A 25,202-nucleotide genomic window follows, 5' to 3' on the forward strand; every position below is an offset into this window, starting at 1 on the left:
GTTGGTGGTGGTTGATCGAAACGCTCACATCTTCATGTTCTTCATCGGCGCGGCGCCGGGTTTTTGCCGCGCCGGTTCGCCGGCCGGCGGCGTGACCTCGTAGGCGACCGTGCCTTGCGGGAATTTGTACGGGCCGGGATCGCGGTAATCGTCGCGCGCGAGGTCCTCGCGGATCTTCATCACCGTGAACATGCCGCCCATCTCGATCGGACCGAACTGGCCGGTGCCGGTCATCATCGGCAGCGTGTTGTCGGGCGTGGGCATCTCCATGTTGCCCATCGCCATGCCGGTCGAGCCCATCGCCATGCTGTCAGGCGCCAGCTTGCCGACGGCCTTGGCGAGATCCTTGCGCGACACGCCGATCAGATTGCGCACCTCGTGCCCCATCGCGTTCATGGTGTGGTGCGACTTGTGACAGTGGAACGCCCAGTCGCCGGGATTGTCGGCGAGCACGTCGAACACCCGCACCGCGCCGACCGGCACGTCGGTGGTCGTCTCCGGATATTGCGCGCTCTCAGGAATCCAGCCGCCGTCGGTGCAGGTCACCGCAAAGCTGTGGCCGTGCAGATGGATCGGATGGTTGGTCATGCTGAGATTGCCGATGCGCACGCGCACCTTGTCGCCGAGCCGCACCGGCATCGGATCGATGCCGGGAAACACCCGCGAATTCCAGGTCCACATGTTGAAGTCGGTCATCTCGTTGACCTGCGGCAAGTAGGTGCCGGGGTCGACCCGATAGGTGCTCATCACGAAGACGAAGTCGCGGTCGACGGGGCGGAAGTGCGGATCGCGCGGATGCACGACGACCATGCCCATCATGCCCATCGCCATCTGCACCATCTCGTCGGAATGCGGGTGGTACATGAAGGTCCCGCTCTTCTTCATCTCGAACTCGTAGACGAAGGTCTTGCCGGGCTCGATGTGCGGCTGATTGAGTCCGCCGACGCCGTCCATGCCGCTCGGCACGATCATGCCGTGCCAGTGCACGGTGGTGTATTCGGGCAGTTTGTTGGTGACGAAGATGCGGACCTTGTCGCCCTCGACCGCCTCGATGGTCGGTCCCGGCGACTGGCCGTTATAGCCCCACAGGTTCACCTTCATGCCTTCGGCGAACTCGCGCACCACGGGCTCGGCGACGAGGTGGAATTCCTTCCAGTCGCCGTTCATGCGGAACGGCAGCGACCAGCCGTTCAGCGTGACCACGGGACGATAGTCGGGGCCGCTGGTCGGATGCAGCGGCGGCTGCATCACCACCTTGTCCATGTGAGGTGCTTCCGGAATCGACGCGGCCTGGACGCGGCCGCTGATGGCCGACGCGCTGGCAAGCGCGGCGGTGCCCAAAAATCCTCGGCGGGAATACATGCTGGCCTCCGTCTCAGTGGCCGCCATCGGCAGGCGCTGCCGCGGCGATGGTGGTTGAATTGTCGCCGCCGGCCGCAGGTGCACCGCCGCCGTTGATGGCGGTCTGCAGGTCGGACTGGGCGAGGAAGAATTTTTGCCGGGCGTCGATGGCGCCGCGCAGTGCCGCCAGGCGCTGTCGCGCCTCGGTGAGCAGCGCAAAGATGTCGACCTGCATGCTGGAGAAGCGAAGCTGCATCTCCTCGGTGATGATCTTGCGCAGTGGCAGGATCTCGCGCTGGTAGTGGCTGGCGATATCGTAAGTCGACCGGTAGGCGCGATAGGCGTCGCGTGCCTCCGAGCGCACGTTCACGGCGCGCTCGGTCAGGCGGTTGAAGGCGAGGTTGTAGGTCTCGGCTGCCTGCCGCATGCGGACCTCGCCGCCGTCGAAGATCGGGATCTGGAACTGCACGTCGAAGCCGCGTTCGCGGAACGGCGCGCCTTCCGGATCCTGGGTGCGGCGGGAGATGCCGGCGAGATCGAGCAGCGTCACGAAGCGCGTCGCTTCCGTGAGGTTCAACGACTTCGCCAGCGCCGTCAGCTCCAGCCGCGCGATCTGCAGGTCGATGCGATGGGCGACCGCGTCGACCTCGATCGACGGCAATGCCTGCGGCCGGCGCGGCAGCGGCGGCAGCTGGTTGGGCAGGCGGAAATCGAGGCCGCCGTCCCACAGCCCCATCAGGCGTGCGAGCCTTTCGCGTGCGCTGGTTGCCGACTGCCGCGCGGTCGCGAGGTCGGCGGTGGTCTCGGCGTAGAACACCTGTTCGCGGGCCTGGTCGAGCTTGTTGATCGAGCCGGTCTCGCCGAGCTTGACCGCAAGCTGTGCGGTCGATTCCGCCGTGGCCTTCGCGTCCGTCAGCAGCACCACCATCTCGTTGCCGGCGACTGCGCGGACATAAGCGCGCCGCACGTCCGCGGCGAGCCGCAGCGTCGCCAGCGCCGCACGCAACTGGGCCTGGCGGAAGCGGTCGCGGGCGATGTCGGAGCGGAACGGCAGGGTGGCCAGCGCCAGGATGTCGCCGACCACCTGGCGCTCGATTTCGCTCGCGCCATTGCCCGATATCCGCGAGATCGAGAAGACGGGATTGGGCGGCAGGCTCTGCTCCACCAGTTCGGTCTCGGCCAGCGCCAGCTCATTATACGCCGCTTGCAGCCCCTTGTTGTTGAGCAGCGCGATCTGCACGGCGGTCTCGGCGCTCAGCGTCCGCGAGAGCAGCCGGCGAACGCGCGCGTCGACAACGTCGGCTCCCTCGGCCGTCCGCACGAAGGCGATGTCCTTGTTGATGGTCTGGCCGGTCAGGTCTGAAACCGCCGTCATGCCGCTGTCGGGCGAGAACGCGGCGCAGCCGGAAACGCTGAGCGCAATGAGGACGAGCAGGCCCCGCGCAAAATGGTGTGTCATGGCGGGTTCCTACCGGTCTTGTTTCGGCTGCGGCGCGACGGCGTCGTTGCGGTCGCGCCATGGCGCCGGCGTCGCAGGCCGCAGGCTGCTATAGGGCGCGATGGTGGACCGATAGCCGGCCGGCGCGACCTTCGCCGCCGGATCGGCAGGATCGGCGCCTGCGACCTGCGTGGCTGCCGGCATGCAGCCGGACAGTGCCAGCGCAATCGCAGCCAGCAGCGGCCAATGACATCGAAAGTGTCGTCCACGCGCCGCGGATGCGGCAGCGGACTTCGCCCCGGAAAGCGTAAGCATGATTCATCCCTGATCTGTCCTGAGACCACAGGTTCCCGCGCGCAGACGCGCGCTGGCCCTGACGTCGTCGCGTCAGATCAGGCGATGGGGGGACGGTAGAGCCGGGGCGGCGCCGCGCTGTGCAGGCTGACCACGATCTCGGGCGCGCAGGTGGAGACGGGCTGCAGCGGCTTGGCGACGATGGGCAGATCGGCCGGCAGCGCGCTCACGCACATCATCGCGCAGCACGGGCCGACTGTCCCCTTGCCGTCGTGATGATGCGAAGCGGGGGCGTCCTGTGCGGCGGTGTGGTGATGCGCGTGTGGCCCGGCGTGATCATGCGAGGCGCCGTCATGCATATGGCTTGACGGCGTTTGATGATGGGCCGGGACGAGATCGGCGAGCAATGTTTCGTCGAGACACGGCGCCGGGCCATGTCCCCAGGCGAGGCTTGCTGCCGGCGCGAGCACGCAGAACAGATAGGTGAGGGCAATGATTCGCCCCACCCTGATCCGCATCGATCGCGTCAATCGCAGCAACATTCCGCCGATATGCTCCTCGCGCGGCAATGTTGCACACGCTGATTGCAAACTAATGGCAAAACGCGCATCCGCCAAGCTCCTTCTTACCGCAGTGCACCGCGCATGCCCAATATCACGCCACGAAGCTTGACCCTGTTCCGATCCGCGGGCCATGGTCCGGCCCGTGCACGCGCCAAATCATTCCGGACAAACCTCAGACTCATTCAGCCCTGATTCCCGTCAGGCCTGGGTGCGGCTTGTCATTGCGCTCCTGATCGGCTCGATCGGAGGCGTCGGCATGTGGGCGATCGTGGTGATGATTCCCGCAGTCCAGGCCGAATTCGCCGCCACGCGCGGCGCGGTGTCGCTGGCTTTCACCCTCATGATGTTCGGCTTCGGGCTTGGCGGCGTGATCGCCGGCAAGATCACGGACCGGTTCGGCATCGTGCCGGCGATGGCGATCAGCATCGCCTTCCTCGGCGTCGCCAATGTGCTCGCGGGCCTGTCTGGTCAGCTCTGGCAGTTCGTGGCGGCGTACTTCCTGATCGGGCTCGGCACCTCGGCGACCTTCGCACCGCTGATGGCGGAGGCCTCGCACTGGTTCGAGCGCTATCGTGGCCTCGCCGTGACCATCGTCGCCAGCGGCAATTATTTCGCCGGCACGATGTGGCCTCCGATCGTGAGCTGGGGGATGCAGACGATCGGCTGGCGCCATACCCATATCGGGATCGGCCTCGTCTGCGTGGGCCTGATGACCATCCTGGTGCTGGTCCTTCGCACGAGGATGGGCGACGACAAGGTTCGTGATCACGCCAATGCGCCGCCGCCGCAGGTCGATCTCAAGCTCTCGACCAACACGCTGACGGTGCTGCTCTCGATCGCCAGCATCTCGTGCTGCGTCGCCATGGCGATGCCGCAGGTCCATATCGTCGCCTATTGCGGCGATCTCGGCTATGGCGTGGCGAGGGGCGCCGAGATGCTGTCGTTGATGATGGCCTGCGGCATCGTCAGCCGGATCGGCTCGGGCTTTCTCGCCGACAAGATCGGCGGCATCCGCACGCTGCTGGTCGGGTCGCTGGCGCAGGGCTTTGCGCTGGTGTTCTACCTGTTCTTCGACAGCCTCGCCTCGCTCTACCTGATCTCCGCGATGTTCGGCCTGTTCCAGGGCGGCATCGTGCCGAGTTACGCCATCATCGTGCGCGAGGCGATGCCGGCAGGCGAGGCAGCGACCCGCGTCGGCATCGTGATCTTCGCCTCGGTGTTCGGCATGTCCTTCGGCGGCTGGGTGTCGGGCGTCATCTTCGATGCCACCGGCTCGTATGCCGCGGCATTCGCGAACGGCGTGGCCTGGAACGCCGTCAATTTCGCCATCGTCCTGACCTTGCTGATCCGCTCGCGGATGAATTCGGTCAAGGCAGGACCGGGTTTTGCGACCTAGACGGCCTGTCCCGCCTTCAACAGCGAGCAGCCGGTGATCTTGTAGCTGCCGTCCGCCTGTTGCTCGAGCGTGTACAGAGCTTCCCAGGCTTCGCCATTGGCATCGACGATGTGGACGCGCTGCGCGATCCAGTTACCCTCGCTCTTGCTCTCGCCAAATTCAAAACTCTTGTGACGATAGACAGGGGCGTAGCCGTTCTGCACCATGGACATGAAGATGTCGGGGGCGGGGAAAATCTCCTTGATCGCCGGTGCGGCATAGGAATAGGCGGCCGTGGCATCGTCGCGGACGAACGCCTGCTCCTGGGCGCGGATGATGCCTTGTGCCGCGGCGACGTCGTCGGCAAGTGCGCAGAGCGGGCTGAAGGCGACGCTGAGAAAGACAAGCAAGGCGGCAATGCGCATGACAGGCTCCGCGCTGATATCCCGGCGGCCTCGATCCTAGCACGATCTTGGAGAGCGCGGGACGCGCTATCGCTTTCGCTTCGGCGCCGGCCTCGCGGGCTTGGCGCCGGCGCGCGCCTTGGCCTTGGCGCCGGGCTGCACGCGCAGTCCGTCGACGAACACGTCGAGCATGCGCAGCACCGAGGATTGCCAGCCGGGCTGGTCGTGCATGTAGCACATGCCGATCAGAGCCCTGAGCAGGTCTTCCGGGCTGACATCGGCACGCATTTCGCCGGCCGCGACGGCGCGGTCGAGCAGCGAGCCGATCGCCTTGGTCAGCCGGTCCATCGAGAAGGCCGCGAGTTCCGACGAGCTCTGGAACGTCAGCGCCAGCGCCGCCGACATGCCTTTTTTGGTGGCCACGAATTCGACGCCGGAACGTAGCCAGCGGCGCAGCGCGTCGACCGGGTCCTTCGCAATCTTCAATTGCTCGGCGAGCTCGCTGAGCTGCTCGACCTCGCGCCGATACACCGCCTCGAACAGATCCTCGCGTGTCGGGAAATGCCGATAGAGCGTGCCGATGCCGACGCCGGCACGCTTTGCCACCGCCTCCAGGCTCGCTTCCGGACCTCCCGCGTTGAACACGGCCTTGGCCGCTTCGAGCACGCGCTCGCGATTGCGCACGGCATCGGCGCGGGGCTTTCGGGTCTGGTCGGTGTGGTCGTCCATGCCGGCAATGTAGATCACGAATTGGTTAGATTGAACCCTTGCCGGGCTGCATCGCGTTGGTGGCGCATGGGCTTTTGACGATTTCCAAATATTTTTCGGCAACCCTTGTTAAGCGGAGGGTGCCTCCGTATCTTCACCGGGATGTTGGCCCGGCTCCGCCTGGTCAACGCTGGAATCGACGGCGGCCACGGCGGTGGCGCGCTGCGCGATCACTCATGTCCATATCTGATCGGAGCCTTGTATGAACCACTCCATCAGCCTCACCGTGAACGGTGCGCGGCGCGACTTCGTCCTCGACGATCCGCGCGTCACGCTGCTCGATCTCTTGCGTGAGCGCCTCCATCTGACCGGAACCAAGAAGGGATGCGACCGCGGCCAGTGCGGCGCCTGCACCATTCTCGTCGACGGCAAGCGCATCAATTCCTGCCTCGCGCTCGCTATCAGCCATGACGGCGCCGACATCCTCACCATCGAAGGCGTCGCGCGCGGCGACCAGCTTCACCCCGTGCAGGCCGCCTTCATCGCCCATGACGGATTTCAGTGCGGCTTCTGCACGCCGGGCCAGATCATGAGCGCGATCGGCATGATGCGCGAGGCCCAGGCCGGCGACGATCCCGAACGCATCCGCGAATGCATGAGCGGCAATCTGTGCCGCTGCGGCGCCTATGCCGGCATCGTCGATGCCGTGCGCGAGGCGCAGGCCGGCATGGACGAATCCAATCAGAGGCGCTCCGCATGAAACCGTTCGATTATGTCAGGCCGGCCACGGTTGCCGAGGCCGTTGCCGCCGCCGCCCAGCCGGGCGCGACCTATCTCGCCGCCGGCACCAACCTGCTCGATCTGATGAAGGGCGGCGTCAGCCGTCCGGATCGCCTGGTCGATGTCACGCATCTCGAGGGGCTCGACGGAATAGAACATCTCGCCGATGGGTCGTTGCGCATCGGCGCGCTGATGAGCAACGCCGATCTCGCGCACGATGCCGACTTCGCAAGGTCCTGTCCGGCGGTCGCCGAAGCGCTGCTCTCCGGCGCGTCGGCGCAACTGCGCAATGCCGCGACCGTCGGCGGCAATCTGCTGCAACGGACGCGCTGTGCGTATTTCTATGACACCGCCAGCCGCTGCAACAAGCGCGAGGCGGGCAGTGGCTGCGACGCCCGCGACGGCGAGAACCGCGCCCATGCCGTGCTCGGCTGGAGCGAGAGCTGCATCGCCACGCATCCCTCGGACTTCTGCGTTCCCCTGGTCGCACTTGACGCCATGGTCGAGATCGAGGGCAGGAACGGCCGTCGCGAGATCGGGCTGGACGAACTGCATCGCCTGCCCGGTGATACGCCTCAGCGCGAGTCCGTGCTCGAAGCCGGCGACCTGATCACGGCGGTGCGTCTGCCACCTGCGGCACGCGACTTTGCGGCGCATGCGCGCTATCTCAAGGTTCGCGAGCGTACCTCTTACGCCTTTGCCGTCGTCTCGGCCGCCGCTGCGTTGCAGATCGAGAACGGCAAGATCAAGGAGGCGCGGATAGCGCTCGGCGGCGTTGCCGCAAAGCCCTGGCGTGCTCGCGCCTCGGAAGACGTTCTCAAGGGTGTCACGCCGACGGCCGACGCCTTCCAGGAAGCCGCCTGGCGCGCGCTCACCGACGCAAAGCCGTCCGGCGACAACGCCTTCAAGATCGAGCTCGCCCGCCGCATCGTCGTGCGCGCGCTGACCCTCGCCGCCGCCGGTACGCCGGCGCGCCTGCCGGCGCTGCCGGCTTCTCCCTTTGCCTCGACCTCCGGAGCCATCCATGCCTGAGCTCAATCTCACCAGCGCTCCCGCCAATCTGCGCCACGGCTCGAACATCGGCCAGCCGCTGACCCGGCGCGACGGCATCCTCAAGGTCAAGGGTCAGGCGACCTATGCCGCCGACAACCATCCGCCCGGCATGCTGTTTGCGGTGATGGCGGTCTCGAGCATTTCGCGCGGCCGCGTGGTCTCGCTCGATGTCACGGCTGCCAAGCGCCATCCCGGCGTCGTCGACGTCATGACATCAGATCACAAGCCGCAGCTTGCAGTCGACCCGGAGATCAAGACCAACCCGTTCGTGTTCCGGATGGAGGTGCTACAGAGCAACGAGGTCCGCTACGCCAACCAGCCGATCGCCGTCGTGATCGCCGAAACGCTGGAGGCCGCGACGGAAGGCGCGGTGCTGCTGGCGCCGCGCTATGAGGCGCTGCCTGCGCTCGTCGGCCTCGACGCCGGCGAAAGCTTCGTGCCGCCGGTCGTCGGCGTCGGCAACCCCACGGAAAATCACCACGGCGATGTCGAGGCGGGGCTTGCCTCGGCCGAGAAGCAGATCGACGCGACGTACGAAACGCCGCCGCAATATCACAACGCCATGGAGCCGCATGCGATCGTCGCGTCGTGGGACGGCGACAGCCTGTCGGTCGACATGCCGACCCAGGGCCTGATGCTGTCGCTCGGCCGCATCGCCGAGCTGTTCGGCATTGCGCCTGACAAGATCCACATCCGCAGCCCGTTCCTCGGCGGCGGTTTCGGCTCCAAGGGGCTGATGTCCGGCCCGCCGACCCTCGGCATCATGGCCGCCAAGCTCGTCGGCCGGCCGGTGAAGCTCGTGTTGCGCCGTGAGCAGATGTATGGCCCCGTCGGCCATCGTGCGCCGACGCGCCAGCGGCTGCGCATCGGCGCCGACGGCGAGGGGCGCCTGACCGCGCTCGATCATCATGCGAGGACCGTGTCGAGCACGTTCGACGACTTCTACGAGCCCGCTGCCGATGCCTCGCACACGCTCTATGCGAGCCCTGCGATCCGCACCTCGCACGATGCCGTGCGCGTCAACACCGGCACGCCGCTGTTCATGCGCGCCCCCGGCGAGGCGACCGGCTCGATCGCGCTGGAAAGCGCGATCGACGAGATGGCCTGGGCCTGCGGCATCGATCCGCTCGCCTTCCGTCTGAAGAACTATGCCGAGGTCGAGCCGATCACGGGAAAGCCGTTCTCATCCAAGGCGCTGCGTGCCTGCTACGAGCAGGGCGCCGCGCGCTTCGGCTGGGCCAAGCGGTCGCTCCAGCCGCGGCAGATGCGCGACGATGCCGGTCTTCTGGTCGGCTGGGGCATGGGCACCGCGACCTTCCCGGCGCTGATGTTCCAAGCGGAAGCGCGCGCGGCGATCCGCCGGGACGGCACCGGTGCGATGGAGATCGGTGCGCACGACATGGGGCAGGGCGCCTGGACGGCACTCGCCCAGATCGCAGCCGACGGTCTCGGTCTCGATATCGACCGCGTCGAATTCAAAGCCGGCACGTCGGACCTGCCCGACGCCGGCATTGCCGGCGGCTCGGCACACACGGCGACCGCGGGCGCCGCGATCCACAGCGCCGGCGCGGCCGTGATCGCAAAGCTCGCCGATCTCGCCACCAATGACGAGCGCTCGCCGCTGTTCGGAGCTGGCAATGCGGGCGTGGTCGCGCGTGACGGAAAGCTGTTCCGGCGCGACGACGAGAGTCGCGGCGAGAGCTATGCCGAGATCCTCACGCGTGCCGGCGTCGCGGAGGTCGAAGCGCGCGGCACCGGCGCGCCGAATCCTGCGGCGATGGAGGAGTATGCGATGCACGCCCATGGCGCGGTGTTCGCGGAGGTGAAGGTTGATCCCGAGCTCGGCCAGGTTCGCGTCACGCGCATGGTCGGCGCCTTCGCGGCAGGGCGCATCGTCAATCCGCATCTGGTGAAGAGCCAGCTGTTCGGCGGCATGATCTGGGGCATGTCCTTTGCGCTGCACGAGGAGGCCATCACCGACCGCCGCAGCGGCCGGATCATGAACGCCAATCTCGGCGAGTACCACATCCCCGTGAATGCCGACGTGCCGCCGCTCGATGTGATCACGGTCGAGGAGCACGACCCGCATGTGAATGCGCTCGGCATCAAGGGCGTCGGCGAGATCGGCATCACCGGCAGCGCCGGCGCGGTCGCCAACGCCGTCTGGCACGCGACCGGCGTGCGGGTGCGCCGCTTTCCGATCCGGATCGAGGAGCTGCTGACGCAGCGCTGAGGCAAAAGGTGGGGCGAGATCTTCTCGCTCCGCCGCTTCTCGCTAATGCAGCTTCTTGCGGAGGGCCTTGATCGCCTCTCGCTGCGTCTCGATGTATTGGGCGATGGCCTCGCGCAGCTCGCGCGAGTGGAGCTTGTCGGCATCGCGCCGAACTTCGTCGAGCGCGGCTTCTGCATTGGCGAGGGTGATCTTCATGCGCGAGCTCCGTTACGAAGCGGCCCCGGAGAGCCTAGGAGTCCGGGCCATAACCTCAGCACCTTTGTGCCAGGCTGCTCGGCTACGTTTCCCAATATAGAGCGGTTGGGCCAATAGAAATTGAGATGGCTCAAGCCTCGCCAGATAAAAGCCGGTTCCGTAGCCTTCCGGGTGCGGCTGATCGCACTCAGAAGGTCGGCGGCGTGCAGGCCGAGATCACTTCGCACGGCTTGCCGCCGACGCAGCGGAAGCGATGCGGGCGGCGGCTCTCGAAATAATAGGCATCGCCGGGATTGAGGATGCGGCGTTCGTCCTCGACGGTGACTTCGAGCTTGCCCGAGATCACGATGCCGCCTTCCTCGCCGTCATGGACAAGGTGAACGCGCCCGGTGTCGCTGCCGGGCTCGTAGCGCTCCTTCAAAATCTGCAAGCTGCGGCCGAACAGATTGTCGCCGACCTGCCGATACGAGATCGGCTTCTTGCCGACCTCGGTCAGCTCTTCGGCGCGATAGAAGATCTTGCGCCGGCTCTCCGGCTCCAGCGCGAAGAACTCGGCGAGCCCCATCGGGATGCCGTCGAGGATGCGCTTGAGCGCGCCGACCGACGGGTTCATCTGGTTGGATTCGATCAGCGAAATCGTCGAATTGGTGACGCCGGCGCGCTTGGCAAGCTCGCGCTGCGACAGCTTGTGGCGCGCCCGGATGAATCGCAGCCGTCCACCGATGTCGACGCTCATGCCCCTGGTCCCTGTTGCAGGTGTTGCGGATCGCGCAAATATGGACCAGTGGCCCCAGTGAAATCAATGGCTTGCAGGTCACCAGAAAAGGACTTGTTGCGCCTTGGAAGCCGTGCCTCTGCTAGCAGGTCAGCAAAGGAGCGCGGCCGTGACCCTTCATCAGATTCCGAACACTATCAAGACCGACTCGTTCTGGATGCCGTTCACGGCCAACCGGCAGTTCAAGAAGGCGCCGCGCCTGTTCTCCTCGGCCGAGGGCATGCACTACACCACCGTCGACGGCCGCAAGGTGATCGACGGTTCCGCCGGCCTCTGGTGCGTCAATGCCGGCCACGGCCGCAAGCAGATCGCCGCCGCGGTCGAGCGGCAGCTCATGACGCTGGACTTCGCGCCCTCGTTCCAGATGGGCCATCCGCTGGCGTTCGACTTCGCCGAGCGGCTCGCCGAGATCGCGCCGAAGGGCCTCGACCGGATCTTCTTCACCAACTCCGGCTCCGAGTCGGTCGATACCGCGCTCAAGATCGCGCTCGCCTATCATCGCGCCAACGGCCAGGCGAGCCGCACCCGCCTGATCGGCCGCGAGCGCGGTTATCACGGCGTCGGCTTCGGCGGCACGTCGGTCGGCGGCTTGGTCGCCAACCGTCGCGCCTTCACGACCCTGCTGCCGGGCGTCGACCACATCCGCCACACCCACGATCTCACCCGCAATGCCTTCGCCAAGGATCAGCCCGAGCATGGTGCCGAGCTCGCCGACGATCTCGAGCGCCTGGTGGCCCTGCACGGCGCCGAGACGATCGCCGCCGTCATCGTCGAGCCGGTGCCGGGTTCGACCGCGGTGCTGCCGCCGCCGAAGGGCTATCTCCAGCGCCTGCGCGAGATCTGCGACAAGCACGGCATTCTCCTGATCTTCGACGAGGTCATCACCGGTTTCGGCCGTCTCGGCACGCCGTTCGCCGCCAACTTCTTCGGTGTCACGCCGGACCTGATGACGACGGCCAAGGGCATCACCAACGGCACCATTCCCTGCGGCGCGGTGTTCGCAAGCCGCAAGGTTCACGACGGCCTGATGGTCGGCCCCGAGAACCAGATGGAGCTGTTCCACGGCTACACCTATTCGGCGCATCCGACGGCCTGCGCCGCCGGCATCGCGACGCTCGACATCTACAAGGACGAAGGCCTGCTCACGCGCGGTGCCTCGATCGCCGAATATTGGCGCGATGCGCTGCATTCGCTGAAGGGCCTGCCGAACGTCGTCGACATCCGCAATTGCGGCCTGATGGGCGCGGTCGAGCTGGCGCCGCGTGACGGCGTGGTCGGCGCGCGCGGCTACGACGTGATGGTCGACTGCTTCAACACCGGCCTTTACCTGCGCATGAGCGGCGATAGCTTCGCGATGTCGCCTCCGCTCATCGTCGAGAAGAGCCACATCGACCAGATGGTCTCGATCCTCGGCGACGCCATCAAGAAGGTGGCCTGATAATTGCTCTCGCCGTTGCGAGTAGTTTCCTTGCAGCGGCGAGCGTGATGCCGCGGGAGTTTGACGAAGCGTGAAAGTTCTGATCCTCGGCAGCGGTGTCATCGGTGTCACCTCTGCCTACTACCTTGCACGTGCAGGCCACGAGGTGACGGTCGTCGACCGTCAGCCGGAACCGGCACTGGAGACATCCTTCGCCAATGCCGGCGAGGTGTCGCCCGGCTATTCCTCGCCCTGGGCCGGCCCCGGCGTGCCGGTGAAGGCGGTCAAGTGGCTCTTGATGAAGCACGGCCCGCTGGTGATCCGGCCGAAGCTCGATCCCGTGATGTGGGTCTGGCTACTCAAGATGCTGCGCAACTGCACCAGCGAACGCTACGCGGTCAACAAGAGCCGGATGATCCCGATCGCGGAATACAGCCGCGACTGCCTGCGCGACCTGCGCCGCGACATCGGCATTCAATATGACGAGCGCTCGCAAGGCACGCTCCAGCTGTTCCGCTACCAGGCGCAGCTCGACGGCACCGGCGAAGACATCGCCGTGCTCAAGCAATATGGCGTGCCCTTTGAGGTGCTGAGCCGCGAGGGTTGCATCGCGGTCGAGCCGGCGCTCGCCGGCGTGAAGGAGAAGTTCGCCGGCGGACTTCGCCTGCCGCAGGACGAGACCGGCGACTGCCACATGTTTACGCAGGCGCTGGCCAAGCATGCCGAGGCGCTCGGCGTGCGCTTCATGTTCAACACCGGCATCGACAGCATCGTCACGGACGGGGCGCGCGTCAGCGGCGTCGCGACCAGCGCCGGCCTGTTGCAGGCCGACGCCTACGTCCTCGCGCTCGGAAGCTGGTCGTCGCGGCTCGCTGCGCCGCTCGGCATCTCGCTGCCGGTCTATCCGGTGAAGGGCTATTCGATCACGGTGCCGATCAAGGACGCCGCGGGCGCGCCGGAATCGACCGTGATGGACGAGAGCTACAAGGTCGCGATCACGCGGCTCGGCAATCGCATCCGTGTCGGCGGCACCGCCGAAATCTCGGGCTATTCGAGCAAGCTCTATGATGCGCGCCGCGCCACCCTCGATCACTCCCTGACCGATCTGTTCCCGCGCGGCGGCGATCTCGCCAAGGCGACGTTCTGGAGCGGCCTGCGCCCGATGACGCCGGACGGCCCGCCCGTGATCGGCCCGACCCAATACGCCAACCTCCACCTCAACACCGGCCACGGCACGCTCGGCTGGACCATGTCCTGCGGTTCGGGACGGGTGCTCGCGGACATGCTGTCGGGCAAGAAGCCGGACATCGACGTCAGCGCGCTGACGGTGGATCGGTACGCTCACCGGTTCGGGTAAGCGGTTTCTCCGCGCACAGAACCCTGTCACCGTCACCCTGAGGCGCGAGCTGCGCGGCGCAACAGCGCCGTGCGGTGAGCCTCGAAGGGCGACGGCCCGGCTGTATCGAGGCCGTGCATTCTTCGAGGCTCCCCTTGCGATGCGATCGCATCGCAAGCCTCGCACCTCAGGATGACGGGGCTGGCGCTGTGTTCGCTGAGGACGAGAAGCTTACCCCGCCCCCGTCACGCAATTCACCCACAGCACCACAGCCTTGGCAACCTGCGCCGGATTTGAAAACCGGTGCGGCCTGCGGCTCGCAAACCGAAAGCCGTCGCCCGTCTTCAGCGACCACGTCTCGCTGTCCACCGTCAGCATCATCTCGCCTTCGAGCACGAGGCCGGCCTCTTCGCCGTCATGGGTGTAGAGCTCGTCCCCGGTGGAGCCGCCGGGCTCCAGATGCACCAGGAACAGGTTGAGCCGGTTGTCGGCGCTGGCCGGGCTCAGCAATTGCTTGGAGACGCCGGTGCGCCACAGCTTCAGCTCGGGCCGCTGAAGTCCGCGCGTCACCACCTGGTCGGAGGCTCCGTCGGCGCTCGGGCTTGCGCCGAACAGCGCGGCGATGCCGACGCCGAGCACGTCGGCGAGTGTTGCCAGCACGCGGAGCGACGGCGACGACAGGCCGCGCTCGATCTGGCTGAGGAAACCGATCGACAGGTCCGTGCGCGCGGCGACTGTTTCCAGCGAGAATTGCCTGACGCGCCTGATATCGCGGATGCGGCGGCCGACCGCGACATCCATCGCGGGCTCGGCCGGCTTGGCGACGGTCTTGGCCGGCACCTTCTTGGCCCTCACCTTCCTGGCCGGCTTTGCGGCGGCCGGTTTGCGCATTCTTTTGCCACCGCTCACGTCAAACCGCTTCCTTCATGTGCATGAAAACCGCTTGCATCACCCGCGAAAGTGTGACCAAATTTTCATATTGGTGAAAATAGGCCGAAACGGCTTGGCCCGCAACGTCTGCGATCAAGACATCTGCGAGCGCCGCCATCGGCCGGACCCAAAGGGGGATGCGATGGCGTTGAAGCGTTTTGTCCAGGCCGCAGTCGCGGCGCTCGCGATTGCCGCGGTCGTGCCGGCCTCCGCGCAGCAGGTGCTGAAGGTCGGCTCGACGCCGACAGGCATTCCCTTCACCTTCCTCGACACCAAGACCAACACCATTCAGGGCATCATGGTCGATCTCATCACCGAGATCGGCAAGGACGCCGGCCTCAATGTACAGATCGAGCCGATGGCGTTCTCGGCGCTGATCCCGTCGCTGACCTCGAGCAAGATCGACATCATCGCCGCTGCGATGTTCATCACGGCGCCGCGCAAGGAGGTCGTCGACTTCTCCGACCCGATCTACACCTATGGTGAAGGCCTCGTCGTACCGAAGAGCGATACCAAGGCCTATGCCACGCAGGACGACCTGAAGGGCGAGACCGTCGGCGCCCAGGTCGGCACCGCCTTCGTCGACGCGCTGAAGAAGACCGGCCTGTTTGCAGACGTGAAAGCGTACGACACCATTCCCGACATCCTGCGCGACGTGAACACCGGCCGCCTCAAGGCCGGCTACGCCGACTATCCGATCCTCGCCTATAATCTGAAGCAGGGCGGCTTCCCCGAGGTGCGCCTCGTCGATGGCTACAAGCCGGTCACCGTCGGCTCGGTCGGCATCGGCGTGCGCAAGGGCGAGAGCGCGCTGCTCGGCAAGATCAACGCCTCGCTGGCAAAGCTGAAGGCCAACGGCACCATCGACAAGATCCTCGAAAAATGGGGCCAGAAGGCTCAGGGCTGATCTTTAGAGGCTGATCGAAGGCTGCCCGATGAAAGGCTTCTGGCACGACGCTGCCGAGTTCTTCCCGATCCTGATGAACGGCGTCGCGCTGACGATCGTCGTCACCATCGGCTCGCTGCTGCTCTCGACGGTGCTTGGCCTCGCCTGGGCGATGATGCGGGTCTCCGGCATCAAGGCGCTGTCGATGCTCAGCGCCAGCCTGATCAACGTGATCCGGGGTATCCCGATCATCGTGCTCTTGTTCTACCTCTATTTCGTGATGCCCGATCTCGGCGTCACGCTGTCCGCGTTGCAGGCCGCGATCCTCGGGCTCGGCATCGCCTATTCGGCCTACCAGGCGGAGAATTTCCGGGCCGGCATCGAGGCGATCGACAAGGGCCAGATCGAGGCGGCGCAGTCGATCGGCATGGGTTGGTGGCTGACGATGCGCCGCGTGGTGCTGCCGCAGGCGGTGCGCATCGTGCTGCCTCCTTACGGCAACGTCATGATCATGATGCTGAAGGATTCCTCGCAAGCCTCCACGATCACGGTCGCGGAGCTCGCCCTTCAGGGCAAGCTGATTGCGTCCTCGACCTTCAAGAACACCAATGTGTTCACGCTGGTCGCGCTGATGTACCTCACCATGAGCATTCCGCTGATCCTGCTGGTCCGTCACTTCGAAAAGCGGGCGGGCAAGAAATGATCGAGCTCACCGACGTTCACAAAAGCTTCGGCGAGAACGAGGTGCTCAAGGGCATCACGGCCTCCGTGCAGAAGGGCGAGGTGGTCTGCATCGTCGGCCCCTCCGGTTCCGGCAAGTCGACCATTTTGCGTTGTATCAACGGGCTGGAAAGCTACGACCGCGGCGAGATCAGTGTCGAGGGACTGAAGGTCGACCGCGATGCGCCGTCGATCGTGAAAGTCCGCACCCAGGTCTCGATGGTGTTCCAGCGCTTCAACCTGTTTCCGCATCGCACGGTGCTGGAGAACGTGGTCGAGGGGCCGCTTTATGTGAAGAAGGAGCCGCGTGCGCAGGTGCTCGAGCGCGGCCGCGTGTTGCTTGCGCAAGTGGGCCTCGCCGAGAAAGCCGACGCGCACCCGCCGCAGCTGTCCGGCGGCCAGCAGCAGCGCGTCGCCATCGCCCGCGCGCTCGCGATGCAGCCCAAGGCCATCCTGTTCGACGAGCCGACCTCGGCGCTCGATCCCGAGCTCGTCGGCGACGTCCTCGGCGTGATGCGCAAGCTCGCCGACGACGGCATGACCATGGTCGTCGTCACCCACGAGATGGGTTTTGCGCGCGACGTCGCCGACCGCGTGCTGTTCATCGACGGCGGCGTCATCGTCGAGCAGGGGCCGGCCAAATCGGTGCTCAACCAACCCCAGCACCCGCGCACGCAGGATTTCCTGCGCCGTGTGCTGCATCCGCTCTGATCGGTCCTCGCCATGACTGCGCGCCTGCCTCTGCCGCCCTCGCTCTATGCCGACACCGCCGTGGCGCCGGTCGCCACGCCGCCGCTCGACGTCGACAAGACCGTCTCCGTTGCGATCGTCGGTGGCGGCTATACCGGCCTGTCCACCGCGCTGCATCTGGCGGAGCAGGGCGTCGAGGCCTTGGTGCTGGAGGCGCAGGAGCCGGGCTGGGGCGCGTCCGGCAACAATGGCGGCCACACCAATCCCGGCTTGAAGCACGACCCCGATCAGATCGAGGCTGATTTCGGCACTGAACTCGGCCGCCGCATGATCGAGTTCTCGTACGGCACCACCAATTTCACCCACGAGCTGATCCGTCGCTACCAGATCCCGTGCGAGGCGCGGCAGAACGGCACGCTGCGCGCGGCCTATAACGAGGCCAGCGCTGCCGCGATCGAAAAAACCGCGCAGCAATGCATCCGCCGCGGCATGCCGGTGACATATCTGAATCGCGAACAGTTGCGCGAGATGACCGGCACCGACCGCTATATCGGCGCCATGCTGGACACGCGCGGCGGCGATCTGCATCCCCTCAGCTACGCCCGCGGTCTCGCGCGCGCGGCGATTTCGGCGGGCGCGAAGGTGCATGGCGGGACGCCGGCGCTGTCGCTCCGCCGCGACGGTGCGCATTGGCGCATCGAGACGCCGCGCGCGGTCGTTCGTGCAGACAAGGTGCTGCTCGCCACCAACGGCTTCACCGATGATCTCTGGCCGGCGCTCCGCCGCACCATTGTGCCGGTGTTTTCCTCGATCGCTGCCTCCGCGCCGCTCTCCGACGAGGTCGCCCGTTCGATCATGCCGACGCGCCCCGTGCTCTACGAGAGCGGCCACATCACGGTCTATTACCGCATCGACCAGCAAAATCGCCTCTTGATGGGCGGCCGCGGTCCGATGCGCTGGATCAGCTCGCCGTCGGATGTCGCCTATCTCATCCGCTACGCCGAGCGGCTATGGCCGCAGCTCAAGGGCGTCGCCTGGACCCATGGCTGGAATAGCCGGCTCGCTATCACCAAGGACCACTATCCGCATGTGCATGAGCCCGCCGAAAGCATCCTGATCTCGCTCGGCTGCAACGGCCGCGGCGTCGCGCTCTCGACCGCGATGGGCGCGCAGCTTGCCCGCCGTCTGATCGGCGGCGCCAAGGCCGATATCGACATGCCCGTCACCGGCATCAAGCCGATCCCGATGCATGCATTCTGGCCGGTGGGGGTGACGACCGCGGTCATCACAGGGCGGGTGCGGGACCGCTTGGGGATCTAAAAGTATTGCGCCGCCCCTTTGAGGGACGGCGTACCGTCGTGCCGATCCGGGCTTCTTAGCAGCGGCCCTGCTTCCACAGTCCGGGCGGGCACCCGTAACCGCGCCAGCCGACCTTGCGTCCATGCGACCATCCGGGCGGTGTGCCATGGTGATGATGGCCCATCGCGTGGCCATGACCGTGTCCGCCGCCATGGCCGCCCTTGGCCAGCACGGGACTGGTGAGTGTGAGGCCGGCTGCAACGATCAGCGATGCGGCGAGCGCAAGTTTCTTCATCATGTCCTCCAGTGGGCGAGCGCACTTGTCCATTCAATGAACGGACTGTGCGCAGGTAAGTTCCCTGCAAATGTGGAGGAGTCGTGACGCTCAGGATTCGGCGACGGCGTCAGCCCACGGCTGGAAGATCTCGACCGCGCCCGAATTCGTGTCGCCGTCGCGCATCACCACGCTCGGGCAGGCGAACTTCATCGGCACGGCCTGCACCTGCGTCTCCTCATAGTCGAAGCGGGCCGCGAGCGCCTTGCGAGCGTCCGCCGGCAGCCTGATATCGCCGATCACGACCGCGCCCTCGCTGGCGTCGATGCGCGGCTGATGGATCGCCGCGTCGAGGTCCATGCCGAAATCCATCGCAAAGGATGCGAGCTGCATCACCGCCGGCAGGATGCGGCGGCCGCCGGAGGCGCCGATGGCGAGACGCTTGCCGTCTTTGGTCTCGGCAATGACGGGCGTGTAGTTGGTGAGGCAGCGCTTGCTAGGTGCGAGCGAGTTGGTGGTGCCCGGCGTCGGATCGAACCACATGATGCCGTTGTTCATGGCGATGCCGGTGTGCGGCGTCACGTATTTCGAGCCGAAGGACGAGAGCAGCGTCTGCGTCACCGCGGCGATATTGCCGTGGCGGTCGACGACGGAGAAATGCGTGGTGCAGGCCGGTGCCAGATATTCGGCGCCGAGCGAGCGCTTGCCGTCGGCATCGCCCATGTCCTTGAGCCGCTCGCGATAGGCCGCTTGCAGGGCGAGCGCATATTCGGCGTAGGTGGCGGCATCGGGCGCACCCGCCGGTTTCAGATTTTGCTGCAACAGGCGCAGCGCGTGCGCCAGCGTCGGTCCGGCCGTGAGCTCCGGCGTCGCAAACACCTTGCCGCCGCGATAGGGAATTGCCAGCGGCTCGCGCGGATGGGCGCGGAAGGCAGCGAGATCCTCCACCGACAGCGAGCCGCCGTCGGCCTTGATGTCGGATGCGATGCTCCTGGCGAGATCGCCCTCGTAGAAGTCGCGCGGTCCGGCTTCGGCGAGGTGCGACAGCGTCGCCTTCAACTTGTCCTGCGGCAGCCGCGTCTCGGACTTGATGCCCCAGGGCGCGCTCGGCGGCAGGCCGTCCTTCAGGAAGGCTGCCGCACTCGCGGGATAGCGCCGGAGATCGGCCGCCGAGCTTGCGATCGTCAGTGTGGTCCACCAGTCGGCCAGCAGGCCTTCGCCGGCGAGTGCGGCGGCCGGCGCGACCAGGTCTTTCCACGGCAGTTTGGCGTGGCGGCGATGCGCTTCCTCCATGCCGGCGACGACGCCGGGCACGGCGATCGCGCCGGGGCCATGGACGTTGCGGTCGTCCTTCACCCGCGGCCAGGGAAAGAGATCGGAGGCTGCGCCTTCGCCGCTGAGCGGATAGTCCGCGACGCGCAAGCTCTGCGGCGCGCACATGCCGTAGTCGATCACCTCGGTGCGATTTTCCCTGGCGCGGTAGAGCACCATCGCGCCGCCGCCGCCGATGCCGCTGTTCCAGGGCTCCAGCACGTTCAGCGCCATGGTGGTCGCGACGATCGCGTCGACGCAATCGCCGCCCGCAGCCAGCACTTGCGCCCCCACTTCGGCGGCCCGGCGCGACTGCGCGGCGACGATGCCGCCCTTGGTCTTGACGGCAGGCTTGCGGACGGTTTGGGCGAGGCTGAACTGGTGAGGCATGATGCGGTCTTGTGTCTGTCTTCGGTGGTCTTGTCTTCGTGGACTTGGCTTCATGGCGCCGACTTGAAAGCTCCGCAATTGGCGAAGCGCGCGGACAATGGCACATTGCGGCCAACGAGAACATCCAAAGGGAGAAGCGGCATGGCTGGTGTGAAACAGGCGCGGGATGGCGCGGTCGGGATCCTGACGCTGGACGAGCCGGCGAGCCTGAACGCGATGACGCCGGACCTGCTCGGCGCGCTGGCGGCCGCCGTCGGCGAGATGACACAGGACGAGGGTGTTCGTGCGCTGATCCTCACCGGCGCCGGGCGCGGTTTCTGCTCGGGACAGAATTTGAAGGCCTCCGAAGCGCTCGGCGAGGACATCGCGGCCGGCGTGATGCGCTTCTACTGGCCGGCCTTCAGGGCGTTGCGCGAATGCCGCGTGCCTGTCGTCGTCGCCGTCAACGGGGTGGCGGCCGGCGGCGGCTTCAGCCTCGCGATGGCCGGCGACATGATCGTTGCGGCGCGGTCGGCGAGCTTCATCCAGGTGTTCAGCCGCATTGCGCTGGTGCCCGATCTCGGCTCGACCTGGCTGTTGCCGCGGCTGATCGGCCGCCAGCGCGCGCTCGAGCTGATGCTCCTGAACGAGCCGCTGACGGCCGAACGCGCCCAGGAGATCGGCCTGGTGCGGCAGGTCGTCGACGATGACAAGCTGATGGGGGAGGCATTGACGCTGGCGCACCGTCTCGCAGAGGGCCCGACGCGCGCTCTGGTCGCCACGCGCGCGCTGGTCGAGGAGAGCGAGCACGCGACCTACGAGGCCCAGTTCCGCCGCGAGATCGAGCTTCAGGCCACGATCCGCAAGAGCCCCGACGCGGTCGAGGGCCGCAGCGCTTTCGTCGAGAAGCGCAAGGCGAGATTTACGGGGAGGTGAGGACCCTGCCGCCACGTCGTCGTGGCCGGGCATAGCCGTCCGAAGGACGGCGTCGCTTCCGCTCGCCTATGTCCCGGCCATCCACGTTCTTCTGACGGGAGGCCCGAGACGTGGATGCCCGGGACAGGCCCGGGCATGACGAGTTGGGTGAAGTGATGAGCTAGGAAGGAAGCGAAGCCCGAGCGCTCAGAGCGTGCGGTTCAGCCGGCTGGCCTGATACTTGGCGCGCCATTTCGGGCCGGGCCCGCGCATGTAGTGCAATTCGGGGCGGTAGGGGTCGCCGGCGATTCTCACCAGCGTCTGCCATCTGGTGGCAACGAAGCTCAGGGGCTGGCGGAGCAGGCACAGTGAGGCGAGCAGCATGGCATCACCTCAATGCGGCTTGCCGAGCATGGCGGTGAAGGGGAGGTCGAAGATCTCCTCGCCGTCGTCGCCGCTGACATGGATCACCCAGTCGCGCCAGTCTTCCGCACCGGGCGTCAGGATCATCGAGCGCATGATCTGGGCGGCGCGGTCGCGTGCCTCGGTCAGATTGGCTACCGCCGTGCCGTACCGATCGATCAGCGTGCCTTCGGTATTGGAGCAGTGGAAATACATCTGGACCATACACGCCTCCTGTAGAAAGCGATTGGGACGGCAAACCGATACCACCCCAGGCATTCGCGAAACATTCGGGTCGAGCCCGGTAAGGGAATCTACGGAGATTGGTCGGCACGAAGGTCGTTACAGGTTTAATCACAGGCGGGTGATGGGCAACTGGACTGCGCTGAGGCAGCATGGAACAACCCTGGACGATACGTCCGGGAGGCTGTTGTGAACGACTTCACATTCTGCTGTGAACGCCCAGGCCTGCGCTTGTTCGCGGCGGCCGTCGGAGTGCTGCTCGGCCTGGCCCCGGCCTCGTCCGAGTCGCTCAGGAGGAGCGGCTATGCGATCGGCACGGAAAGCTGCGGCAGCGGCGATCTCGCTTTTCCAAGACTCCAGATCGATCTGAAGGCCGGATTTTGCGCCGGCCTCGTCGCCAGCGAGGAGGATCACCTCAAATTTCCGCGCTCGATCGTCCAGGTGCCCGGCCGCGACCTGTTTGTGGTCGCCGACATGGGCGGCTGGGGCCACACCGATGGACGGCTGCTGCTGCTCGATCCGCATGCACCCCTGGGCCAGCGGTTCAAGGAACTGCTGACCGGCCTCGAATACCCGTTCGGCCTCGTGATCGGCCCGGACAGGAAGCTCTATGCCTCGACCGCGGAGGCGATCTTCCGGTTCGATCCGCTCGCAGACACTCCGCGCGGCACGGTCGAGACCATCATCCGTCACCTGCCCGGCCGCCGGATCACGCTGCCCGATGGCATCAGGCTCGACGAGAGCGCGCATCCGCTCAAGCAGTTCGTGTTCGATCGCGACGGCCGGCTGTTCGTCAATGTCGGCTCGCACAGCGACGACTGCATCACGCGTGCGCCGATCACAAGACCCTGTGCGGCGGCCGAGGGCGCCTCCGCGATGGCCGCGATCTGGCTGTTCACGCCGCCGTCAGGCGGCGTCTTCCCGGCATTGAGGCCGAACGATCCTGACCCGCCGCACACCGTTTATGCGCGCGGCCTGCGCAATTCGATGGCGCTGGCACTGCATCCGAACTTCCCGGATGCCGGCTACGCCTTCCTGCAAGGCGAGAATGGCCGCGACCTGCCCGACATCTTCAAGCCGAACGAGGAGATCAACGCGATCGAGCAGGGCAGGCATTATGGCTGGCCCTATTGCTACGACCTGTCGACGCCGAGCCCCGAATTCAGGATCGTGCTGCAATCCGGGACCTACAAATCGCTCTGCACGGCCAATGCGCTCTACAAGCCGCCGTTCTCGCTGCTGCCGCCGCACGGCGCGCCGCTCGCGATGCTCTATTATCACGGCGCGAAATTCCCGGAGCTCGAGGGCAAGCTGCTGGTCGGCCTGCATGGCTATCGCCCGACCGGCAGCCGCGTCCTCGTCTACGATGTCGACGACCACGGCTTCCCCAGGCCGAGCCCGGCGCCGGTGCGCTACCACGTCAGCTGCGCGGCTGATCCGACCCACAGCTTCCAGACCGACGCCGGCGAGGTCGCCGCCGCGCCGTTCGAGGAGCTGATTGCAGGCTGGCACCGCGTCAACGGGGCGCGGCCGCAGGGCGCGCCGGTCGGCATGACGGTCGCCGAGGACGGCGCGATCTGGCTGGTCGAAGACAAGAACCAGACCGTGATCCGCATTGACCGTGCTGCGGGCGATGCGCCGACGCCGCTGTCTTGCGACACGCGCAGCCAGGCAATGATCGACCAGCTCGCGGCCTTCGTCGCCAGGGACGCGCAGAACAGCGTTCGCCTCACCACGCTGCGCAAGGGCCTCGTCGAGAAGCATTGCCTCGGCTGCCATTCGGATTTCGGCCTGAAGGCAGGACAGTCGGATGCGGAGAAGGACGCAACCGTGCTCCGCTTCATGCTGGCGCAGGACGGCTGGATCTATCCGGGTGACCCTGATGCCGGCAGGCTGCGTACGCGCCTTCGCGGTCTCGGCGCGGAGAAACTGATGCCGCCGGGTGGCGAAAGCCTGCCGAGGACCGAGCCCGGCTATGCGCGTCTGCTCGACACCGCCGACCTGCTCGTTGCCAGGATGGTTCCGGGAACGCGGATGCGGATCAAGGCCGGTCCGCCGCAACGCAAGTTCTTTGGCAAGACCAACAAGGAATGCGGCGAAATACCGGCTGCCAAGGTCGTTGTCGTGACACAAAGGAGCGCTGTAGACAAACCCGGCTTCAGCCGATTCTTCCGGCCGGCCGATCCCTATCTGAACGGCGAGTGCACCGACGACGATGGCTATTACATCCGGCAGGAATTTCTGGTGCCTGTGCAGTAGCATCTTGCTCATCGCGACGCCGCCGGCTGCTGCCGAAACCAGGCTGTTCGACAGCGTGCAGGTGACGCCCTCCAGCGAATACACTTTCGGCATCGAAGGACCCGCCGCCGATCTCGATGGCAATTTGTTCGCCGTCAATCTCGGCAAGCCCGGCACCATCGGCAGGCTGCCTGCGGGCGGTGCGGCTTCGGAGCTGTTCACGACACTCCCCGAAGGCAGCGTCGGCAACGCGATCCGTTTCGATCGGAGCGGCGCGATGTTCATTGCCGACTACAAGAAGCACAACGTCTTCACCATCCCGAAGGGAAGCACCGAGCCTGCCGTCTGGTTTCACTCCGACGAGATGAACCAGCCCAACGACATCACGCTCGCGCGCGACGGCACGATCTATGCGAGCGATCCGAACTGGAAGGGCCGCGAGGGCCACATCTGGCGCATCGCGAAAGCCGCCGACGGAACGGTGCAGGGGCAGGTGATGCCGGCGCCGCGCGCGATGGGCACCACCAACGGCATCGACCTCAGCCCCGATGGCAAGACGCTCTATGTCGGCGAGTCCAGCAGCGGCCAGATCTGGTCCTACACGATCAGCGGCAACGAGCTCACCGGCGCAAGGCTGGTGAAGTCGTTTCAGCCCGACACCGTCGACGGGCTGCGCACCGACATTGCCGGTCGCCTCTTTGTCGCGCGCATTCTCAAGGGCACGATCGCGCTGGTGAAGCCCAATGGCGCGGTCGAGCGCGAGATCGCGTTGAAAGGCAAGGAGCCGACCAACCTCGCCTTCGGCGGCAATGACGGCAAGACCGTCTTCGTCACGCAGCGCCAGGGCGGCTTCATCGAGGCCTTCCGCACCGACCAGCCGGGGCGCGAGCACTGCCTCCAGCGTGGGCGCTGCTAGAGCATGATCCGGAAAAGTGTGTAGCGGTTTTCCCTCGCGACAAACGCGGAACGCGGAGATCATGCTCAAATAAGTAAGCGCTTCAAAGGCGATCTGC

The 25,202-nt window shown here is 66.2% G+C and carries 27 protein-coding genes; 13 read left to right on the forward strand and 14 right to left on the reverse strand.

Annotated elements, in window-relative coordinates; translation table 11 throughout:
• Nucleotides 1–24: 24 nt before the first annotated feature.
• The 4 genes from XI09_RS33795 to XI09_RS33810 form a co-directional block, all read right to left on the reverse strand.
• Nucleotides 25–1,362, reverse strand: a complete 1,338-nt coding sequence (locus tag XI09_RS33795) for a multicopper oxidase family protein (protein ID WP_271570725.1) — start codon at nt 1,360–1,362, stop codon at nt 25–27.
• Between the two features lie 13 nt (nt 1,363–1,375).
• The gene (locus tag XI09_RS33800) at nt 1,376–2,800 is read right to left on the reverse strand and encodes a TolC family protein (RefSeq protein ID WP_271570726.1); all 1,425 of its coding nucleotides are present in this window, start codon (nt 2,798–2,800) and stop codon (nt 1,376–1,378) included.
• Nucleotides 2,801–2,809: 9 nt separating this feature from the next.
• Entirely contained in the window at nt 2,810–3,094 is a 285-nt protein-coding gene (locus XI09_RS33805) for a hypothetical protein (protein WP_271570727.1), read from the reverse strand.
• A gap of 77 nt (nt 3,095–3,171) precedes the next feature.
• A complete protein-coding gene (locus XI09_RS33810) occupies nt 3,172–3,690 on the reverse strand; it encodes a hypothetical protein (protein ID WP_271570728.1) in 519 nt (172 codons plus the stop codon).
• Nucleotides 3,691–3,766: 76 nt separating this feature from the next.
• Here XI09_RS33810 and XI09_RS33815 point away from each other — a divergent pair, with 76 nt between their 5' ends.
• Nucleotides 3,767–5,032, forward strand: coding sequence for an MFS transporter (locus XI09_RS33815; RefSeq protein WP_271570729.1), 1,266 nt, complete (start codon nt 3,767–3,769; stop codon nt 5,030–5,032).
• Here XI09_RS33815 and XI09_RS33820 read toward each other — a convergent pair.
• Nucleotides 5,029–5,436: a DUF4864 domain-containing protein gene (locus XI09_RS33820; RefSeq protein WP_271570730.1), complete on the reverse strand. Its 408-nt coding sequence runs from the start codon at nt 5,434–5,436 to the stop codon at nt 5,029–5,031. The genes XI09_RS33815 and XI09_RS33820 overlap by 4 nt on opposite strands.
• A 66-nt stretch (nt 5,437–5,502) precedes the next feature.
• Nucleotides 5,503–6,144: a TetR/AcrR family transcriptional regulator gene (locus tag XI09_RS33825; RefSeq protein ID WP_271570835.1), complete on the reverse strand. Its 642-nt coding sequence runs from the start codon at nt 6,142–6,144 to the stop codon at nt 5,503–5,505.
• Nucleotides 6,145–6,385: 241 nt separating this feature from the next.
• Here XI09_RS33825 and XI09_RS33830 point away from each other — a divergent pair, with 241 nt between their 5' ends.
• From XI09_RS33830 to XI09_RS33840, 3 genes are read left to right on the forward strand one after another with little or no spacing between them, the layout of a single operon-like run.
• Nucleotides 6,386–6,883 (forward strand): (2Fe-2S)-binding protein, encoded by a 498-nt coding sequence (locus XI09_RS33830; RefSeq protein WP_092193433.1) that lies wholly within the window; start codon nt 6,386–6,388, stop codon nt 6,881–6,883.
• On the forward strand, nt 6,880–7,935 hold the full coding sequence (locus XI09_RS33835) for an FAD binding domain-containing protein (RefSeq protein ID WP_271570731.1): 1,056 nt from the start codon (nt 6,880–6,882) through the stop codon (nt 7,933–7,935). The genes XI09_RS33830 and XI09_RS33835 overlap by 4 nt, the downstream gene beginning before the upstream one ends.
• Nucleotides 7,928–10,189, forward strand: a complete 2,262-nt coding sequence (locus tag XI09_RS33840) for a xanthine dehydrogenase family protein molybdopterin-binding subunit (protein WP_271570732.1) — start codon at nt 7,928–7,930, stop codon at nt 10,187–10,189. Before XI09_RS33835 ends, XI09_RS33840 begins: the two co-directional genes overlap by 8 nt.
• A 42-nt stretch (nt 10,190–10,231) precedes the next feature.
• On the opposite strand, the gene XI09_RS33845 is transcribed toward XI09_RS33840, so the two are convergent.
• Together XI09_RS33845 and XI09_RS33850 are read right to left on the reverse strand one after the other, a co-directional pair.
• Nucleotides 10,232–10,384, reverse strand: a complete 153-nt coding sequence (locus XI09_RS33845; protein ID WP_271570733.1) for a hypothetical protein — start codon at nt 10,382–10,384, stop codon at nt 10,232–10,234.
• A gap of 187 nt (nt 10,385–10,571) precedes the next feature.
• Entirely contained in the window at nt 10,572–11,120 is a 549-nt protein-coding gene (locus tag XI09_RS33850) for a cupin domain-containing protein (RefSeq protein ID WP_018646206.1), read from the reverse strand.
• A gap of 148 nt (nt 11,121–11,268) precedes the next feature.
• Here XI09_RS33850 and XI09_RS33855 point away from each other — a divergent pair, with 148 nt between their 5' ends.
• Nucleotides 11,269–12,597, forward strand: coding sequence for an aspartate aminotransferase family protein (locus XI09_RS33855; protein WP_271570734.1), 1,329 nt, complete (start codon nt 11,269–11,271; stop codon nt 12,595–12,597).
• 70 nt (nt 12,598–12,667) lie between these two features.
• The gene (locus tag XI09_RS33860; protein ID WP_271570735.1) at nt 12,668–13,933 is read left to right on the forward strand and encodes a D-amino acid dehydrogenase; all 1,266 of its coding nucleotides are present in this window, start codon (nt 12,668–12,670) and stop codon (nt 13,931–13,933) included.
• 210 nt (nt 13,934–14,143) lie between these two features.
• On the opposite strand, the gene XI09_RS33865 is transcribed toward XI09_RS33860, so the two are convergent.
• A complete protein-coding gene (locus tag XI09_RS33865; RefSeq protein ID WP_271570736.1) occupies nt 14,144–14,803 on the reverse strand; it encodes a helix-turn-helix domain-containing protein in 660 nt (219 codons plus the stop codon).
• Nucleotides 14,804–14,822: 19 nt separating this feature from the next.
• Entirely contained in the window at nt 14,823–14,960 is a 138-nt protein-coding gene (locus XI09_RS33870) for a hypothetical protein (RefSeq protein WP_211406611.1), read from the reverse strand.
• A gap of 24 nt (nt 14,961–14,984) precedes the next feature.
• Between XI09_RS33870 and XI09_RS33875 the strand changes: the two genes are divergently transcribed.
• Genes XI09_RS33875 through XI09_RS33890 form a run of 4 tightly spaced genes read left to right on the forward strand, consistent with a single transcriptional unit; the run spans nt 14,985 to nt 18,458 of the window.
• Nucleotides 14,985–15,749: an ABC transporter substrate-binding protein gene (locus XI09_RS33875; RefSeq protein WP_271570737.1), complete on the forward strand. Its 765-nt coding sequence runs from the start codon at nt 14,985–14,987 to the stop codon at nt 15,747–15,749.
• 28 nt (nt 15,750–15,777) lie between these two features.
• Nucleotides 15,778–16,431 carry an amino acid ABC transporter permease gene (locus XI09_RS33880; RefSeq protein ID WP_271570738.1) on the forward strand — a complete coding sequence of 218 codons (654 nt, stop codon included), beginning with the start codon at nt 15,778–15,780 and terminating at the stop codon, nt 16,429–16,431.
• Nucleotides 16,428–17,159: an amino acid ABC transporter ATP-binding protein gene (locus XI09_RS33885; protein WP_271570739.1), complete on the forward strand. Its 732-nt coding sequence runs from the start codon at nt 16,428–16,430 to the stop codon at nt 17,157–17,159. Before XI09_RS33880 ends, XI09_RS33885 begins: the two co-directional genes overlap by 4 nt.
• 12 nt (nt 17,160–17,171) lie before the next feature.
• Nucleotides 17,172–18,458, forward strand: a complete 1,287-nt coding sequence (locus XI09_RS33890; RefSeq protein WP_271570740.1) for an NAD(P)/FAD-dependent oxidoreductase — start codon at nt 17,172–17,174, stop codon at nt 18,456–18,458.
• 55 nt (nt 18,459–18,513) lie between these two features.
• Here the strand turns inward: XI09_RS33890 and XI09_RS33895 are convergent, their stop codons facing one another.
• Nucleotides 18,514–18,735 carry a hypothetical protein gene (locus XI09_RS33895; protein WP_271570741.1) on the reverse strand — a complete coding sequence of 74 codons (222 nt, stop codon included), beginning with the start codon at nt 18,733–18,735 and terminating at the stop codon, nt 18,514–18,516.
• A gap of 87 nt (nt 18,736–18,822) precedes the next feature.
• Nucleotides 18,823–20,412 carry a gamma-glutamyltransferase family protein gene (locus tag XI09_RS33900; protein WP_271570742.1) on the reverse strand — a complete coding sequence of 530 codons (1,590 nt, stop codon included), beginning with the start codon at nt 20,410–20,412 and terminating at the stop codon, nt 18,823–18,825.
• Nucleotides 20,413–20,553: 141 nt separating this feature from the next.
• Between XI09_RS33900 and XI09_RS33905 the strand changes: the two genes are divergently transcribed.
• Entirely contained in the window at nt 20,554–21,327 is a 774-nt protein-coding gene (locus tag XI09_RS33905) for an enoyl-CoA hydratase-related protein (RefSeq protein ID WP_271570743.1), read from the forward strand.
• 186 nt (nt 21,328–21,513) lie between these two features.
• Here XI09_RS33905 and XI09_RS33910 read toward each other — a convergent pair whose 3' ends face one another.
• Both XI09_RS33910 and XI09_RS33915 read right to left on the reverse strand, forming a co-directional pair.
• Nucleotides 21,514–21,690 (reverse strand): hypothetical protein, encoded by a 177-nt coding sequence (locus XI09_RS33910; protein WP_271570744.1) that lies wholly within the window; start codon nt 21,688–21,690, stop codon nt 21,514–21,516.
• Nucleotides 21,691–21,699: 9 nt separating this feature from the next.
• Complete coding sequence (locus tag XI09_RS33915; protein WP_028175186.1) at nt 21,700–21,933, reverse strand: DUF6894 family protein; 234 nt, start codon at nt 21,931–21,933, stop codon at nt 21,700–21,702.
• A 207-nt stretch (nt 21,934–22,140) separates the two neighbouring features.
• On the opposite strand from XI09_RS33915, the gene XI09_RS33920 reads away from it, so the two are divergent.
• Both XI09_RS33920 and XI09_RS33925 read left to right on the forward strand, forming a co-directional pair.
• Nucleotides 22,141–24,210 carry a PQQ-dependent sugar dehydrogenase gene (locus tag XI09_RS33920; protein WP_442869638.1) on the forward strand — a complete coding sequence of 690 codons (2,070 nt, stop codon included), beginning with the start codon at nt 22,141–22,143 and terminating at the stop codon, nt 24,208–24,210.
• Nucleotides 24,167–25,105 (forward strand): SMP-30/gluconolactonase/LRE family protein, encoded by a 939-nt coding sequence (locus XI09_RS33925; protein ID WP_271570745.1) that lies wholly within the window; start codon nt 24,167–24,169, stop codon nt 25,103–25,105. The genes XI09_RS33920 and XI09_RS33925 overlap by 44 nt, the downstream gene beginning before the upstream one ends.
• Nucleotides 25,106–25,202 lie beyond the last annotated feature (97 nt).

This window comes from Bradyrhizobium sp. CCBAU 11386 (genome assembly GCF_028128955.1).
Lineage (GTDB): Bacteria > Pseudomonadota > Alphaproteobacteria > Rhizobiales > Xanthobacteraceae > Bradyrhizobium.